Genomic DNA, 14,928 nt, shown 5'->3' with positions numbered 1-14,928 from the left:
GCGCCACCAAGCAAATTTCTACATCGTCAGACGAACGCCTATCCAGGCCGCCCGCGGCGCGCCAACGCCGACGAAGCGAGCGTTCACGTCGTTAAATCCGGAATTGACGCCATCCAACACCTCGCCGGTATTGCCCCAAGTACCGAAATTGGCGTATTCGCGGTCGAACAGATTGTTAACCCGGCCGAACAGCGTCACATGTTGGTTGAAGCGGTATTCGCTACGCAAATTGAACACGACGAAGCCCGGCAATTTGCCGGTCAAATTGGCTTCGTCGCCACGCAGCGCCTGGGAGCTGTTGTAGTTCATGTCAAAACCCAGGGTCCATTGCGGCAGAATGTCCACATCGCTGCTGAATTTGAATTGATGCGCCGGAATGCCGGGAATCCGGTCGCCGACATCCACCCGGATATTGCCGTCTGCGTCGGCGGCTGGATTGTTGGGGCTGCTGGATAGAAACGGCGTCTGAAAGGTCGCGTCGATGTAGCTGTAGTTCGCCGACCAGCGCCAGCGTTCGTAAAACTTACCGGATAATCCCAATTCCGCGCCTTGGCGTTGAGTCTGACCAACATTGGCGAAATAGCCGGTGTTGCCGATCACGCTGCCCGAACTTTGAAAAATGATGTCGTTGTTGTTGATGGTATGGAAAAAACCGGCGTTCCAATCGACGTATCCTTCCAATAGACGGCTCAAGCGGCCGCGAAAGCCGGTTTCCCAGGTATTGGCGACGACTTGTTTCAACGGCGGATCGGAGACGAAGGCGTTGGGCAATTTGCACGGTGCGCTTGGATCGGCGCAGCTTAATTCCATCGGTGTCGGAATTCGCGACGATTCGCTGTAGTTGCCGTAGAAGGTCAGTTCGGGCATGAACGCATAAGTCAGGCCGGCGGCCGGATTGAATCGGTCGTAGGAATGGCTGCCGTTCAAATCTTCGCCGAAGTGGTCGCGTAACTTGACGTGCGATTGGTTGTAACGGCCGGACACCGTGACATCCAGTTTGTCGGCCAGATTCAACGTGTCGGTCAGGAACAGGCCGTAATGATCGGTTTCGGCGGTGAGTCTGACATGCGAATCCTGCAGCAGCACGCCGCCGGCCGCGACGCCGCGATCGCCGGTCAGCGCGCCCAATTCGGTGTCGGCGTGATAGCGGGCGTTGCCGTGGTCGAAACTGGCGCCGCCGATCAAGTGGTTGTTCCGGCCGAAAACTTTGTGATCGATCGCATCCTGCAACGCGAAGCCGAACGATTGTTGCAAGGTGCTGGAGGTGTTGATGGTGCCGCCCTCGAAGGCGTCGTCCGCTTGTATGCCTCCGCCGCCCAACGCCTGTAGAGCTTCGTCGTCCCCGTTGCACAAGGCGGTCGGGTCGCCGCTGCAAGGCGCGAACTCGCTGCCGTCGCCGTTGTAGGTGCTGATTTTATTGCGCCGGTAGTACAGCGTGCCGGACAGCTGGTTATGGTCGTTCAGCCAAGTATCGCCGTCCAGAGAAACCAGCAGCATCCGGTTGCGGGTGATATCCGGGTGCGTGAAGATTTGATCACGTCCGTAAGCCAGCATTTGCTGGGGTAGGGCGCCGTTGCCGCGTAGGGTGTTGTCAGTGCCGGCGATGCTCAAGTCCAAGCTGGATTTGACGCCGCGCCAACTCAGCGTGCCGAAGCCTTGTTTGGCTTCGCTAGGTGAATGGGCGCGCCAGCCTTTCTCGTTAAAATATTTAAAGTCCAGGAAATAGCCCCAGGTGCCATCGTTCCAGCCGCTGGTGACTTCCTCGGAATGCCGGTCCCAGGAGCCGCCTTGCGCTTCAAAGCTGTGTCCGGGCGCCGAAAAGCCGGTCTTGGTGTTGATGTTGATCGAGCCACCCAGTGCGTTCAAGCCGAAGGCCGGGTTGGATGCTGGCTGCAGACTCATATTGTCGATGGCGCCGTTGGGGATTAAATCCCAGTTGACCATGTCGCCGAACGGTTCGTTAAAGCGAATGCCGTTCACGTAAGTCGCCAGGCCTTGCGGCAGGCCCATCAGCGGCGAGGCGCTGAAGCCGCGGTATTGAATGTCCGGTTGCAACGGATTGTTTTGGGCGTCGTTGACGTTGACGCTACCCAAATAGCGATTCATGTAGTCCGCCAACGATAGGGCCTGCGATTCTTGAAGTTTCTCGGCAGTCGCGGTTTGAACGTGGGCGGGAATTTTGTTGATATCGACGCCGCCGAATTGTAGCGGGGTCACCGCGACGACTTCGACGCTGTCCAGATTGGCGGGGGCCACTTCCTCGGCTATGGCCTTTGCCATTGGCAACAGACCGAAGCAAGGCAGGATGCCAAGCGCAAGTTTTTTCATGATCGACTCAAGTTAGCTTCAGCCGACGGATGATACCTAACAGCTTACAGGTGGGGGAGGTGAAAACGGAAAAAGGAAAATTTCCCGATAAGCGGCTAATGGCCAGGCGCCGCCGATTCGGTGAGCCATTCGGCGCGTGGCACGGTAAAATGATCGGCTTTAAGGACGATTGTGCGAATTCAGCTGGGATTGGAAGCTCGGATGCTGGCTTCGAGTGTCTACCCTGGCGGCCCGACGGATTCACGAGGAAGATCGCGGGTCGCTTTTGTTGGCGGTTCAGGCAATGCCGGACCGTGCGCCAGCTCCCTTAATACCGCCCAGGTTTTCTTTTCCCCTACGCAATAACACACTATGACCATTCAATATATCGATACTCCGGAACAACTTCAGGCTCTCTGCGTACAGATCGGCCGTCACGACTGGATCGCGCTGGATACCGAGTTTTTGCGGGAGAAAACCTATTACCCCAAGTTCTGCTTGTTGCAAATTGCCACGCCGGACTGGGTGGCCTGCATCGATCCGCTGGCGATCGCCGATCTGAGTCCGCTGTTCGAGGCTATTTACAATCCCGCCATCGTCAAGGTATTGCACTCCTGTCGCCAGGACTTGGAGATTTTCTATCAACTGAGCGGCAAAATTCCGATGCCGGTGTTCGACACCCAAATCGCCGCGCCGTTGCTGGGGTTTCAGGAAAATCCCGGTTATGCGATGTTGGTATCCAGCTTCCTCAACGTTAACCTGAGTAAGGCCCATACCCGCACCGACTGGTCGGTGCGTCCCTTGAGTCCGGAACAGATCGAGTACGCCGCCGACGACGTGATCTACCTCTGCAAGATCTACACCTTGATGTGCGAGCAGTTGGATAAACTAGGTCGCTTGGATTGGCTAAATGCCGATTTCGCGTTGTTGAACAATCCGGAGTTGTATCAACTATCGCCGGAAAATGCCTGGTTGCGGATACGCGGCAAGAACAAATTGACCGGCAAGCAATTGTCCATCATGCAGGCTTTGACCGAATGGCGCGAACGTACCGCGCAGCAGGAAAACAAACCGCGCAACTGGTTGTTGGCCGACGATATGTTGCTGGAGTTGGCTAAATTGCAGCCGGTGACGGTCGCCGATCTGGCCAAGGTCCGCAATATCGGCGAACGCACCGTCAACCGCTACGGTAAAACCCTGTGCGAACTAATTGATGTCGCTCGCCAACGGCCGCCTAAACCGCTGGTCGAAAAAGGCAAACCTCAAAAGAAAACCCAGCAAACCGAAGCCATTCTGGATGTGCTGGGCGCGGTCGTCAGAATTCGGGCCGAGGAAAACTCGCTGAATCCGATTATTTTGGCGACCCGCAACGATCTGGAACAATTGCTGGCCGGCGACGACGATTGTCTGCTGCTACAGGGTTGGCGCTACAACATGGCCGGACGGGAATTGCAAGGTTTGCTGCGCGGTGATTACAGTTTGCGTTTGCGCGACGATGCCGTCGAGATTAGTCCGGTCTCCGCTTAGTTCTCGCGGTCTCGACCCAAACTGAAACGCTGGGTGAACAGTTCCGCCGGTACCGGCGGCGAAAACCAATAGCCCTGACCGTAATCGCAACCGATCGATTTCAGCAAATCGCGCTGGCGTTCGGTTTCGACGCCTTCGGCTATCACTTTCAGGCCCAGCTTGTGGGCCATCACGATAATCGCTTCGCACAGTGCGAAGTCGCTGGAATCCTCGGTCAGGTTGCGGACAAAGGACTGGTCGATTTTTAAATAGTCGATGTCGAATTTTTTCAAATACGACAGCGACGAGTAGCCGGTGCCGAAGTCGTCGATCGCGACTTGCATACCGGCGTCCCGGAACGCCATCAAGTGGTCCTGAACGTTGGTATTGGCGTCCAGCAGCAAGCCTTCGGTAATTTCAACGACGATGCTTTGTCCCGACAGGCCGAGGGAGTGCAAATAATCGAACCAATGACGGGGTGCTTGACCGGCGCTTTGGAATTGCACCGGCGATTTGTTGATGCTGATTTGAAACTCGCGGTGCAAGCGGCTTTGCCATTCCAATACCTGCTGGGCGGCGGTTTCGAACACCCAATCGCCAATCTTGTTGATCAAGCCGGTTTCCTCGGCCAGCGGAATGAATTCCGTCGGGCTAACGACGCCGCGCGTCGGATGTCGCCAACGCAGCAAAGCTTCCGATTTATGGACTTCGCCGCTGACCAAGTCCACGATGGGTTGGTAGTGGAGCGATAGTTGCCGCTCGCTCAAGGCGTTGCGCAAATCGGCCAGTAGCGCCGCGCGTGCCTGCAACGCATCCTGCAAAGCCTTGGTAAAAAAGCTATAGGCATTCCGGCCCCGGTTTTTGGCGGCGTACATCGCCTGGTCCGCGTTCTTCAACAGCTCGCTGAGGTCGGTGCTATCGGTCGGGTAGAAGGTGATACCGATGCTGGCCGAGACGTAGGTGGTGTCCTCGGCCAGTTGGAACGGCGCGCTCAATTGCTCCAGCAAATGCCGGGCTATCGGTTCGGCGCTGCGCGGTTCGTCGAGTTCGCCCAGGATGATCGTGAACTCGTCCCCGCCCAGTCTGGCGACGGTGTCTGATTCGCGGACGCAAAGCTGCAGCCGTTGCGCGGTTTCCTTGAGCAATTGGTCGCCGATGTCGTGGCCCAAAGTGTCGTTGACTTCCTTGAAGCGGTCCAGATCGATAAACATCAGCGCGAACATCTGGCCCATGCGGTGGGCTTTTTTGATTTCCTGTTCCAGCCGGTCGCGAAACATCCGGCGATTCGGCAGACCGGTGAGCGGATCGAAATTGGCTTGCCGCCAGATTTGTTCCTCCGATTGCTTGCGTTGCGTAATGTCCGAGAACAACGCCACCCGCCGTTGCGGATGGCCGGAGGCGTCGTAAATGGTGTTGATCGTCAATTCTTCCACGTAAATGCGGCCATCCTTGCGGCGATTCTTGATTTCGCCGTGCCACGTGCCGGTCTCTTCCAATGCCCGCCACAACTCCCGATAAAACCCGGCATCGTGTTGATCCGATTTTAACACCCGTGGATTTCGGCCGACGACTTCGTCGGCCGCATAGCCGGTCATCAAGGTAAAGGCCGGATTGACGCTGAGGATATTGTTGTCCGCGTCGGTGACGACCATCGCCTCGCTACTGTTCTGATAGACCAGCGCGGCCAGCCGCAAATTTTCCTCGGCCTTGCGGCGTTCGCTGACATCGCGAGCGAAGCCCACGCTACCCAGCAATTCGCCGCTCTGATCGATGACCGGGGCCTTATAGGTTTCGTACCACTTGCGAAGTCCGCGATCGATGATTTCTTCCTCGACGACCAGATTGGCGCGGGTTGCCATGACGGTGCGGTCGTCGGCTCGATAGCGTTCGGCCAGTTCCGGCGGTGCGATATCCAGATCGGATTTGCCGACCAATTCGTCCGGCGTGCCGGCGTCGAAGATGGCGGAGAATTCTTGATTGACCGCCAGAAACCGGCTGTCGCGGTCTTTCAGCCAGATTGCGTGAGGAATGTTGTCGAGCAAGGCGCGTTGATAGTATTCCTTTTGCCGCAATGTTCTTTCCGCGTGGCGGGTTGCGGTAACGTCCCGGAATTGCCAAATACGACCAAGATAAGCGCCCGTTTTACTGCAAATCGGCGCGGTGTGGAATTCCAGTATCGTGTCGTCGAGCAGTTCCACTTCGTCGCGGGCGATAGCATCCGGTTGAGCCTGAACCAAAGCGATGCTCCGGGTCATCTGTTCCGGGTGTTTCATTTGTTGCCGTGCCATCTCCAACTGCGCGGCAATACAGTCCTGGTTCGCCAGGTCCGGCGGCATCCGCCACAATTCGCCGATCCTCAGGTTTTGCTGCACCTTGCGACCTTCGGCGTCGACGGCGACGATACCGTCCGGCGTCGATTCCAATACCGCCTCCAGAAAAGCGGTGCGCCATTGCAACTGCTTTTCCAGTCCGCGCAGTTCGGTGACGTCGGTGTAACTCCAGACCCGGCCGATAATTCGATCGCCGATGCGTTGGGGGCGAGAATAACGTTCCAACAGCCGGCCGTCGATGAGTTCCAGCAGGTTTTTGATTTCCCGTTCGGGATGCTCGCGCAATTCGTTGACTTGGGCGCGCGTCAGTTCCGGGTCCTTCATCTGCTTCAGGATGAATTCCAGCAAGGCATGGCAGTGGTCGCCCTCGCGTAACATGTCTCTCGGAATTTGCCACAGCGCTTGAAAGCGCTGGTTGAAGCCGCGGATGTAGCCGTCTAGGCTAACCACCAAAATGCCGGCGGTGGTGGCTTCCAACGTGGCTTGCAGCATCGATAGCGATTCGGCCAGTTGTTGTTGACTCTGCTTGTTTTGGGTAATGTCTTCGTATAAGCCGAGGATACCGATGGTGACGCCGTCGCCGTTGATTAGCGGCATTTTCGAGGTGCGCAGCCAGATGGTATCGCCGCTCGGCGTGGTTTGCGGTTCTTCGAAATTCAACTTAGGCGTGCCGGAAGACATGACCGCCACGTCGTCGCTCCGGTATAAATCGGCTTGGTCTCGCCAAGTCATTTGGGTGTCGTCCTTGCCGAGCATTTCCGAGGCGCGCCGCCGGCCGGCGTCGTTGGCGAACAGCGTGTTACAGCCCAGATATCGCGAGTTGAGGTCTTTCCAAAACACCCTGACCGGTAAGGTTTCCAGGATGGTTTGCAGCAATAAATTGGATTCGGTCAAGGCTTTTTCGTAGCGCATCCTTTCGGTGATATCGAAGTAGGTGACCAGATAGCCGCCCTGAAGAGAGTCGCTAAGCGCGGTGGTATTGGCAAGGGCCGTAAGGGTAGCGCCGTCGCGGCAACGAATATCGACTTTCTCCGGTGCGATGTCTTGCCGGTTTAGACTGGCGCTCAGATGGCGTCGCGAAACGGCCATGATCGAATCCCGGTAAGCCGGATCGGGGTAGGCCAAGCGCCACCAATCGTCGCGACAGCGAATATCGTCTTGGGTGTAGCCGAAAGTCGCCGAAAAGGCCGAGTTGAAGAAGACCACATTGTCGTGGCGGTCGTAAAGGATATGTGGTACTGGTGAAGCGTCCACGATATGCCGTAGGCGTAGTTCGCTGTCGAGTAGTTCTTCGGCGATGCGTCGGCTGCTGTGTAATGTCAACGCCAAAGCCATGCCGCAGGTCGACAACGCGGCCATGAACAGCCAGAAATTGAACAGATCGCTTTGCTCGAAATCGTGGGCGAACTTGCCCACGTGCTGGGCGGCTCCCAGCAAGGCCTGCGCGGCGGTGAGGACCATCACCAGTACCACGCCGTGCCGCCCAAACCGCAGGGCGCCCCACAGGACGCAGAAAAATGGCCAATAAGTGTGTGGGGCGAATTTCAGATGGTCGGTAAACCAGTCGAAAAACAGAATCTGGCCGACCAGAAAGGAGAGTCCGACGAAAATCACGGTTTCCGGCCAGCGTTTGCCGTGAAACCAATTGCTTGGCCAGCGTCGCCAAATCAACGTGGCCGGCGTGGCGAAGACGATGCCAAACACATCGGCCATCCACCAGTGCAGCATCGATTCGCCGAGTTCCCTGGCGGGTACGTAACCGCTTGCCAACAGTGCCGCCGGGCCGATCGCCGCGCTAATAGCGGAGCAAACCACGCCAACCAGCACCAGTGTTAAAAAATGTTTGGGTTCGGATAAGGTGACTGAAAAATTGCGATTGTTGCCGAGCAATCGCGCCGCGGTTAAAGTTTCCAAGGTATTGCCGGCCGCGATCAATCCCGAAAGCCAGAGAGAATCGTTGACCATTAAACCGGCGGCCAGCGCGCCCAAGAAAATGCCCGGCCAAAACCTTAGACCTTTCAACAGCAACACCGCGAGTCCCAATCCGCCGGAAAACCAGACTAGCGTGACGTTGCCGCTGGTCGAAAAGTAGCTCAAAGTGATTTTGGCGATTGCTCCGTATAGCAGGGCCAAGCTAAGGATGCCCGGCAAATCGCGTCGGCGGTTAAGAGGTGTCGCCATCGAATCAGAATAGAAAGAAGCGGAAACTGTCGAAAATGAAACTCACAAGTTCGTTGCCGGTTTTAACGTTGGTGTGGGGTTGCCCAAACCGGTTAGATCGTAAAGCCGCCGTTTCCCGTCGCGTTAAAGCGCGATGCGGCGGCGATTCATAGAGCGATCAGTCCGGCCGCGTTCAGGCCGAGATAAGTTTTATAGCCGGCGACCGCCGCCAGTATCAGGAAAAAGCCGCCGCTGAGCTTATGGAGTAAGCCCAGCGGCATTTTTTGCAACACGGTGCGGCCGGCGACCACGCCCAACAACGAGGTCAAGCCCAGCGCCGCCGTCGAGCCTAGCCAAACCGCCGCCGCCGGCGCACTGCTGCTGAAACCGACCACCGCCAACTGGGTCTTGTCGCCGAATTCCGCCACGGTAATCAATAAAAACGTGGTCAGAAAAATGCCGTGACCGCTTTTTTCGACGACAGCGTCGTCGTCGTCCTCGTCTTCATGATTGAATAAGGCGTGTAAACCGAAACCGGCGAACAACAAGGCGACGCCGGCGGATACCGCGTACTCCGGCAGCCAATTGGCGATGGCGACGCCAAACACCACCGCCAGCGTATTCAGCAGCGCGAACGCGGCCAGCGCCCCCCACCAGACTGGTGCGGCCCGGTGGCGCGAAGCCAGCGTCATGCACACCAATTGGCTTTTGTCGCCGATTTCGGCGGCGGCGATCAAGGCCAGACTGGTGCCGGCGGCGGCCGAAAAGCCGGCAGGGTCGGCCGGCGCCAATCGGTTGATAAACTCGATCAGATGATCCATGGCGTTGGTGCGCTTAGCTGAGGATTTTGTCCAGCATCATCATGATGATGAAGCCGACCATCAACGAAAACGTGGCGATGCGCGAGCGGCCCTTGGCATGGGTTTCTGGAATGATTTCCTCGCTGATCACGAATAACATCGCCCCCGCCGCAAAGCCCATCGCAATCGGCAGTATCGACGAAAACACGGTCACCATCGTAATACCCAGCAGGCCGCCGACCGGTTCGACCAAGCCGGTCGCGGTGGCGATCCCAACCGCTTTCCATTTGTTGTAGCCCAAGCCGACCAACGGTAGCGCGACGGCCAGACCTTCCGGCAAATTTTGCAGCGCGATGGCAATGGCCAACACCAGGCCGTTATTCATATTTCCCGAGCCGAAACTGACGCCCACCGACATGCCTTCCGGAAAGTTGTGGATGGTGATGGCGATGATGAACAGCGAAATTTTTTGCAGCGAATTCAAACTTTCGTCGCTGACCGCGTCGAAATGCAGGTGAGGCAGGCGCTCGTCGGCAAAATGCAAAAACACCGCGCCCAGCAGCATGCCGGCCGCGACGATCCACAACCCCTTGCCGGGCCAGATCTGGTCGCCGAAATCGATGCCGGGCACCAGCAGCGAGAAGGCGGTGGCGGCCAACATGACACCGGCGGCGGCGCCGAGCATACTGTTGAACAGACGCTCTGAGATGTCCTTGAAAAACAACGCCGGCAATGCGCCGACGCCGGTCGCCAAGCCCGCCAGAATGCTGGCCATAAAGCCGATCACGACCACGCCGTCGAATATTAGGTACAAGCCGCCGAACACCACGACTTGCGACAGCAAAAACAAACCAGCCAGAACGCCCCAGCGTTGTAGCGTGGGCAGCGTCATGATTTTCAGATACCGTGGATGGGCTTGGAGACGGAGGTAGTATTCCTCGAGCTTGGCTTGTATGTTTTGCATTTTTTATTATCCGAAGGTGAGGGTGTGTAAAGTCGCGATTATACTGAATTAACCGCCGCCGCCGAGGTTCGTCGCTCCGGTTGTCGGCGGGTAATTCGCGGATTTGCCTAGCCCCTGGCAAATATGCCGGGAAAACCGTTGCGATTTCGGTATCATGCGCGCGGCACCGGGTTGGCGCTGTCAACGCGAAAGGCCGCGAACGCCAACCGGAATCGCCTTTTTCACGGGAGTCACAATGAGCAAACTCAATTTCAGCAAAGGATTTTTTCTAGCCGCGGCGGTCGCTGTGGCCGGTTGTAATGCGCCGCAGCCCTACACCGGGCAAACGTTCGCGCAAACCCCGGCGCTGCCGTCGGTGCCTGCCGCGGGAAACCTGGGCGCCGAGATGGACTTGGTGGGCCTGTTGGTCGGTCAACTGGGTATCTCCCCACAGCAAGCGCTGGGCGGAGTGGGTTCGATATTCTCGTTGGCGCAACAGCGCCTGAATCCGGGCGACTTTTCGCTACTCAGCTCCAATGTGCCCAATATGGACCGCTATCTCGGTGCGGTTTCGAATCAGCCCAAGTTTGGCGATGACGGCGGGTCGTCGCTACTCGGCACGGCCGGCGGTTTGCTGGGTTTGGCCGGGTCGTTTCAGAGCTTGGGGATGAACAGCAGCATGATCGGCCAATTCGTGCCGGTGGTGTTGCAATACGTGCAAAATCAAGGCGGGGCTTCGGCGATGGCCTTGCTGGAGCAAGCTTTGTACCGTTAGTTTCGGCGGGTTGGTCGCCGCTCGGCGTTGCTACGGTTTGCGTTTTTCGTCGGCGTTTGGCGCCGGTTGAGCGGAGACGACGCCCGCATCCTGGCTCGCTCCGCCACCGTCTTCGAACGGTTTGACGATCGGGTTAGCCAACGCCGGGAACCGGCTACCGATTTCGCGGCCCAAGCCGTTACAATGTGTTCTTTTGATTGCCGGGTTGAAACATGACTGCCGCATTACCTATCCATGATTACGCCTTGTTGGACGACGCCGAATGCGCAGAACGTATCGCCGCCGCCAAAGCCCAATTAAACGGCCGCTGCATCGTGCTGGGCCATCATTATCAACGTGACGAAGTATTCCAGCATGCCGATATTTATGGGGATTCGCTGAAGTTGTCGCGAGAGGCGGCGCAATCGGCGGCCGAATTCATCGTGTTTTGCGGCGTGCATTTCATGGCCGAGGTGGCAGACATCCTGTCCCGGCCCGAGCAGATCGCAATTTTGCCGGACATGGCCGCCGGTTGTTCGATGGCGGACATGGCCAATAAAATCAAGGTCCAGCAATGTTGGGACGAGTTGGCTAAGATCATCGACGTCGAAAATTCGGTGACGCCGGTGACCTATATCAATTCCGCCGCCGACTTGAAAGCCTTTTGCGGTCAGCACGGCGGTATCGTTTGTACCTCGTCCAATGCGCAAAAAATCCTGAATTGGAGCTTCGAGCGCCGCGAAAAAGTCCTGTTCTTCCCCGACCAGCACTTGGGCCGCAACACCGGTTACCGGATGGGTATTCCGCTGGAACACATGGTCACCTGGGATTTCAACAAACCGCAAGGCGGCCTGACCGAGCAACAAATCCGCGACGCCAAAATGATTTTGTGGAAGGGTTACTGTTCGGTGCATCAGGCTTTTCAACCCGAGCAAATCGACAATTTCAAGGCAAAATATCCGGAAACCATCGTGATTTCGCATCCGGAAGCTTGTTTCGAAGTGTGCGAGAAATCGGATTACATTGGTTCCACCGAGATGATTTTAAAAATTGTCCGCGAGGCCGAGCCCAATACCCGCTGGCTGGTCGCCACCGAATTGAATCTGGTCAACCGGCTGGCCCAGGAAACCAAGGCGCAGGGCAAGCAGGTCCATTTCATGGCGCCGACCTTGAGCATGTGCTCGACGATGTTCCGCACCGATCCGCAGCATTTATGCTGGGTGTTGGAAAACCTGGCCGCCGGCCATGTCGTCAACCGAGTGTCGGTCCCGGCCGAAGAGGCCGCGCTGGCTAAGTTGGCGCTGGATAATATGCTGCTGGCGTCTTAATGCGTTGATAGCGCGCGGGCTAGGCGTTTGCCGCCGGTTCGGCGGTAAGCGCTCGGTCCTCGCGAATGGTTATCCGTCCAGCCGCCGTGCTTCTTAGCGTCCAATCTTCTGATTTAGTAAGTCTTCAGCGATCTGTAGCCCCTCTTTGAAAAAAGAGGAGCAGGGAAGACTATTTGAATAAATCCCCCTCAGCTCCCTTTTTCAAAGAGGTTACTTGGATTGGGGCCGCTTGAAGCCTGTGTTGAATAGTTACTGAATTTTAACCCGGTCCCTTTGGCCCCGAGTAAGTAGAAGGGCGTAACACCAAAGGCTTAGACGGGGTCGATCAGCGATCAATCGGCCCTCCCAGTCCAGTTTCGCCACCGGCAATGCCGACAGCAAGGGTATAGACCGTTCCGTGCCGTGTTTCCACGATTCCGTGACTGCCGAATCGCTGTACGCCTCGCCAGCCGTGGCTTGCAGAGGTTTTCCCCCAACGTTGGAAACACGCGTAAAAACGGTTCCGGGACGGGCGTCGAAGTCGTCGTGCCGCCATTACCCTAAAGCTGCGCGCCGATCCGCGCGATCAACTGTAATATTAAGCAATTAACCTAGCACCCTAACAGTGTCGCAGTTTCATTGACTGCCTGTAGAGTTGGTCTGTATTGCTAAAACAGCATATGGTGGGCGCTAATTAATTGAGCGGAGATATTTTTCGCGCGCTATGATTAAGCCGCGCCGGAGGAGCGTTAGGCCGGTTTTTATCGCCTACGGTTGCCGCGACTCGCGTCATGACGAGGAGTGGCGCTGTTGTTGGGATAACTCGAATATCCACTCGCAAGTACCGCGTGATTTGGGCTCTGAAATTGAGGCGCGGAGGACGAGGACGAGCTCGAAACCTGTTTGTCCTGACTCAAGATAGCCTCTAAGCAATAGTCGATTGTCATTTTTTGCTCATTGATTGAAAGGAGAAATTCATGAATACCCGTAAAACTTTAGTTGCCTTGGGATTGTTACTCGGCGGCGCGACGTTAAACGTCCACGCCAGCTTGACCAGTTACACCGGTACCGACGGCGCTGGCTTGGTCTACAGTAGCGTCGGCAACGTGACTTGGACGCAAGACGCCAATTTGTTCAAAACCCTGTCCAATGCCGACCATTCGCTAATCAGCCGGGTTATCGCGTTGACGCCTACAACGAATTATTACGCCTCATCCGGGCCGCAAGTAACCTTGACGGCGAGCGATTTCGGCAGTTTCAATGTCAACATTCCCTCTTCAGGCTTCCTAAGTTGGTGGGGGGCTATCGCCTTCGCCAATTACTTAAACAGCATCGACTACGGCGGCAGCCACCAATGGCGCTTGCCGACCAGCAATGCCATTGTCGGTTTTAACGGCACCGCCGGTAACGAACTAGGCCAATTGTTTTATAGCGAATTGAACGGTACCGCCGGCAAGTTTATTCCCAACACCCCAGCCTTCGACAACGAATCGCCGGTAGCCTACTGGTCTGGTATTGAGTTCACTTCCAACCAGGCTGCGGCGTGGGGCTTTGACGCTCGAAAAGGTGCCCAGGGCTACGATGAAAAGGGTCGCGGGCATCTGGTTTGGCTCGTTAGCCCTGGGCAAGTGACCTCGGTGCCGGTACCGGGCGCGTTAGCGTTGTTTGGAACTGGGCTGATGGGATTGCTGGGTTTGCGGAGAAAATGACTTTCCGTCGTCTCTGGTAATACGGCAGTGAATCCAATTCTTTTTTAGGCACTTAAATCCCAAAATCGCGACGTTGACGCCCTATGTATTTCGATCGTTGGGCTGGGTCGATATGAACTCTAACTGTCGCGCGCAACCCATATCCAAGGAGTTTACTCATGACACACAGGCTACTTACCTTCGGCGTTTTGCTCGGCGCCGCCGCGTTCAACGCCAACGCCACGCTGACCAGCTTTACCGGTGCCGATGACGTTGGTTTGGTCTACAGCAGCGTCGGCAACGTGACCTGGACGCAAGACGCCAATCTGTTGGCTACGCTGGAAAGCACTTACGGTTTCCGAAACGTCATCCAAGCCATTATCGCCGCTAGCCCTACCGTTAGCGACACGCCCAACAGCTTCGACGGTTACACCGGTTCTTACACCGTGAAAACCACCGATTTTTCGTCGGACGGTAGAGCCAACTGGTTTGGCGCGCAAGCTTTCGTTGGCTTACTGAATCGCGTCAACTATGGCGGCAGCTCGCAATGGCGCTTGCCAACCAGTAATGCCACCGACGGATACGACGGCAGCGCCGGCAACGAACTGGGCCAATTGGTTTACGGCGAATTGGACGGTTCGGCGTCTAATTCCATTCCCAATACCAGTAGCTTCGACCACGAGCAAGCCTCTTCGTACTGGTCAGGTACCGAGAATGCGGCTTCCCCCGGTAGCGCGTGGTTTTTTGAAGCCTATTACAGTAGTCAGGCCAACCACCGGAAGACTTATCAACACTACGTATGGGCGGTGACTCCCGGACGATTGTCGGCCGTGCCGATACCGGGGGCTGTTTGGTTAATGGGTAGTGGCCTGGTGGGATTGTTGGGTCTAAAACGGCGCGGGCGGGTTGGGTAGCAGGCATATTTAGCGATTGGATTTTGTTTCGTTAGAGGGCGGGAATTACCGCCAGGGTAAGTTTTTAACGCGTATCGCCCCGATAGTATTGATTCGGGCTTGCAATGATTGAACCGACCGGCGCGATCCCCCTCGATTCGGTTCCGAGAACGCAGGACGTTTGCCTCGACTCCGTTCGGAGAGCGCGCAGGTTGTTCCCCGAGAGGAGGCGATTGTTCC

At 56.6% G+C, this 14,928-nt stretch carries 9 protein-coding genes; 5 read left to right on the top strand and 4 right to left on the bottom strand.

The features are described from left to right. Positions 1 to 18: 18 nt before the first annotated feature. Entirely contained in the window at positions 19 to 2,328 is a 2,310-nt protein-coding gene (locus tag ACQE3D_RS17010; protein WP_313729646.1) for a TonB-dependent receptor, read from the bottom strand. A 351-nt stretch (positions 2,329 to 2,679) separates the two neighbouring features. On the opposite strand from ACQE3D_RS17010, the gene rnd reads away from it, so the two are divergent. Then, positions 2,680 to 3,834 (top strand): ribonuclease D, encoded by a 1,155-nt coding sequence (gene rnd / locus ACQE3D_RS17005; protein WP_071155462.1) that lies wholly within the window; start codon positions 2,680 to 2,682, stop codon positions 3,832 to 3,834. Here rnd and ACQE3D_RS17000 read toward each other — a convergent pair. The 3 genes from ACQE3D_RS17000 to ACQE3D_RS16990 form a co-directional block, all read right to left on the bottom strand. Next, a complete protein-coding gene (locus ACQE3D_RS17000) occupies positions 3,831 to 8,324 on the bottom strand; it encodes an EAL domain-containing protein (RefSeq protein WP_313729647.1) in 4,494 nt (1,497 codons plus the stop codon). The genes rnd and ACQE3D_RS17000 overlap by 4 nt on opposite strands. A 146-nt stretch (positions 8,325 to 8,470) precedes the next feature. Beyond that, entirely contained in the window at positions 8,471 to 9,124 is a 654-nt protein-coding gene (locus ACQE3D_RS16995; RefSeq protein ID WP_313729648.1) for a TMEM165/GDT1 family protein, read from the bottom strand. 13 nt (positions 9,125 to 9,137) lie between these two features. Then, entirely contained in the window at positions 9,138 to 10,067 is a 930-nt protein-coding gene (locus tag ACQE3D_RS16990) for a ZIP family metal transporter (RefSeq protein ID WP_064031538.1), read from the bottom strand. A 235-nt stretch (positions 10,068 to 10,302) separates the two neighbouring features. On the opposite strand from ACQE3D_RS16990, the gene ACQE3D_RS16985 reads away from it, so the two are divergent. The 4 genes from ACQE3D_RS16985 (at position 10,303) to ACQE3D_RS16970 (ending at position 14,709) form a co-directional block, all read left to right on the top strand. Beyond that, a complete protein-coding gene (locus tag ACQE3D_RS16985) occupies positions 10,303 to 10,821 on the top strand; it encodes a DUF2780 domain-containing protein (protein WP_083385591.1) in 519 nt (172 codons plus the stop codon). Positions 10,822 to 11,033: 212 nt separating this feature from the next. Further along, positions 11,034 to 12,128 (top strand): quinolinate synthase NadA, encoded by a 1,095-nt coding sequence (nadA, locus tag ACQE3D_RS16980; RefSeq protein WP_168032480.1) that lies wholly within the window; start codon positions 11,034 to 11,036, stop codon positions 12,126 to 12,128. Positions 12,129 to 13,084: 956 nt separating this feature from the next. Continuing rightward, positions 13,085 to 13,816: a DUF1566 domain-containing protein gene (locus ACQE3D_RS16975; RefSeq protein WP_313729649.1), complete on the top strand. Its 732-nt coding sequence runs from the start codon at positions 13,085 to 13,087 to the stop codon at positions 13,814 to 13,816. 158 nt (positions 13,817 to 13,974) lie between these two features. After that, a complete protein-coding gene (locus tag ACQE3D_RS16970; protein ID WP_313729650.1) occupies positions 13,975 to 14,709 on the top strand; it encodes a DUF1566 domain-containing protein in 735 nt (244 codons plus the stop codon). Positions 14,710 to 14,928 lie beyond the last annotated feature (219 nt).

This window comes from Methylomonas sp. MS20 (assembly GCF_050275925.1).
GTDB classification, from domain to species: Bacteria; Pseudomonadota; Gammaproteobacteria; order Methylococcales; family Methylomonadaceae; genus Methylomonas; species Methylomonas koyamae_A.
The sequence above is the reverse complement of the archived record's forward strand: the minus strand, read 5'-3'. Positions and strand labels throughout refer to the sequence as shown.

Bases quoted from the DNA above. Each gene is read 5' to 3' on its own strand.
- rnd (WP_071155462.1), top strand. From the start codon at position 2,680: ATGACCATTCAATATATCGATACTCCGGAACAACTTCAGGCTCTCTGC.
- ACQE3D_RS17000 (WP_313729647.1), bottom strand. From the start codon at position 8,324: ATGGCGACACCTCTTAACCGCCGACGCGATTTGCCGGGCATCCTTAGC.
- ACQE3D_RS16990 (WP_064031538.1), bottom strand. From the start codon at position 10,067: ATGCAAAACATACAAGCCAAGCTCGAGGAATACTACCTCCGTCTCCAA.
- ACQE3D_RS16985 (WP_083385591.1), top strand. From the start codon at position 10,303: ATGAGCAAACTCAATTTCAGCAAAGGATTTTTTCTAGCCGCGGCGGTC.
- nadA (WP_168032480.1), top strand. From the start codon at position 11,034: ATGACTGCCGCATTACCTATCCATGATTACGCCTTGTTGGACGACGCC.
- ACQE3D_RS16995 (WP_313729648.1), bottom strand. From the start codon at position 9,124: ATGGATCATCTGATCGAGTTTATCAACCGATTGGCGCCGGCCGACCCT.
- ACQE3D_RS16975 (WP_313729649.1), top strand. From the start codon at position 13,085: ATGAATACCCGTAAAACTTTAGTTGCCTTGGGATTGTTACTCGGCGGC.
- ACQE3D_RS16970 (WP_313729650.1), top strand. From the start codon at position 13,975: ATGACACACAGGCTACTTACCTTCGGCGTTTTGCTCGGCGCCGCCGCG.
- ACQE3D_RS17010 (WP_313729646.1), bottom strand. From the start codon at position 2,328: ATGAAAAAACTTGCGCTTGGCATCCTGCCTTGCTTCGGTCTGTTGCCA.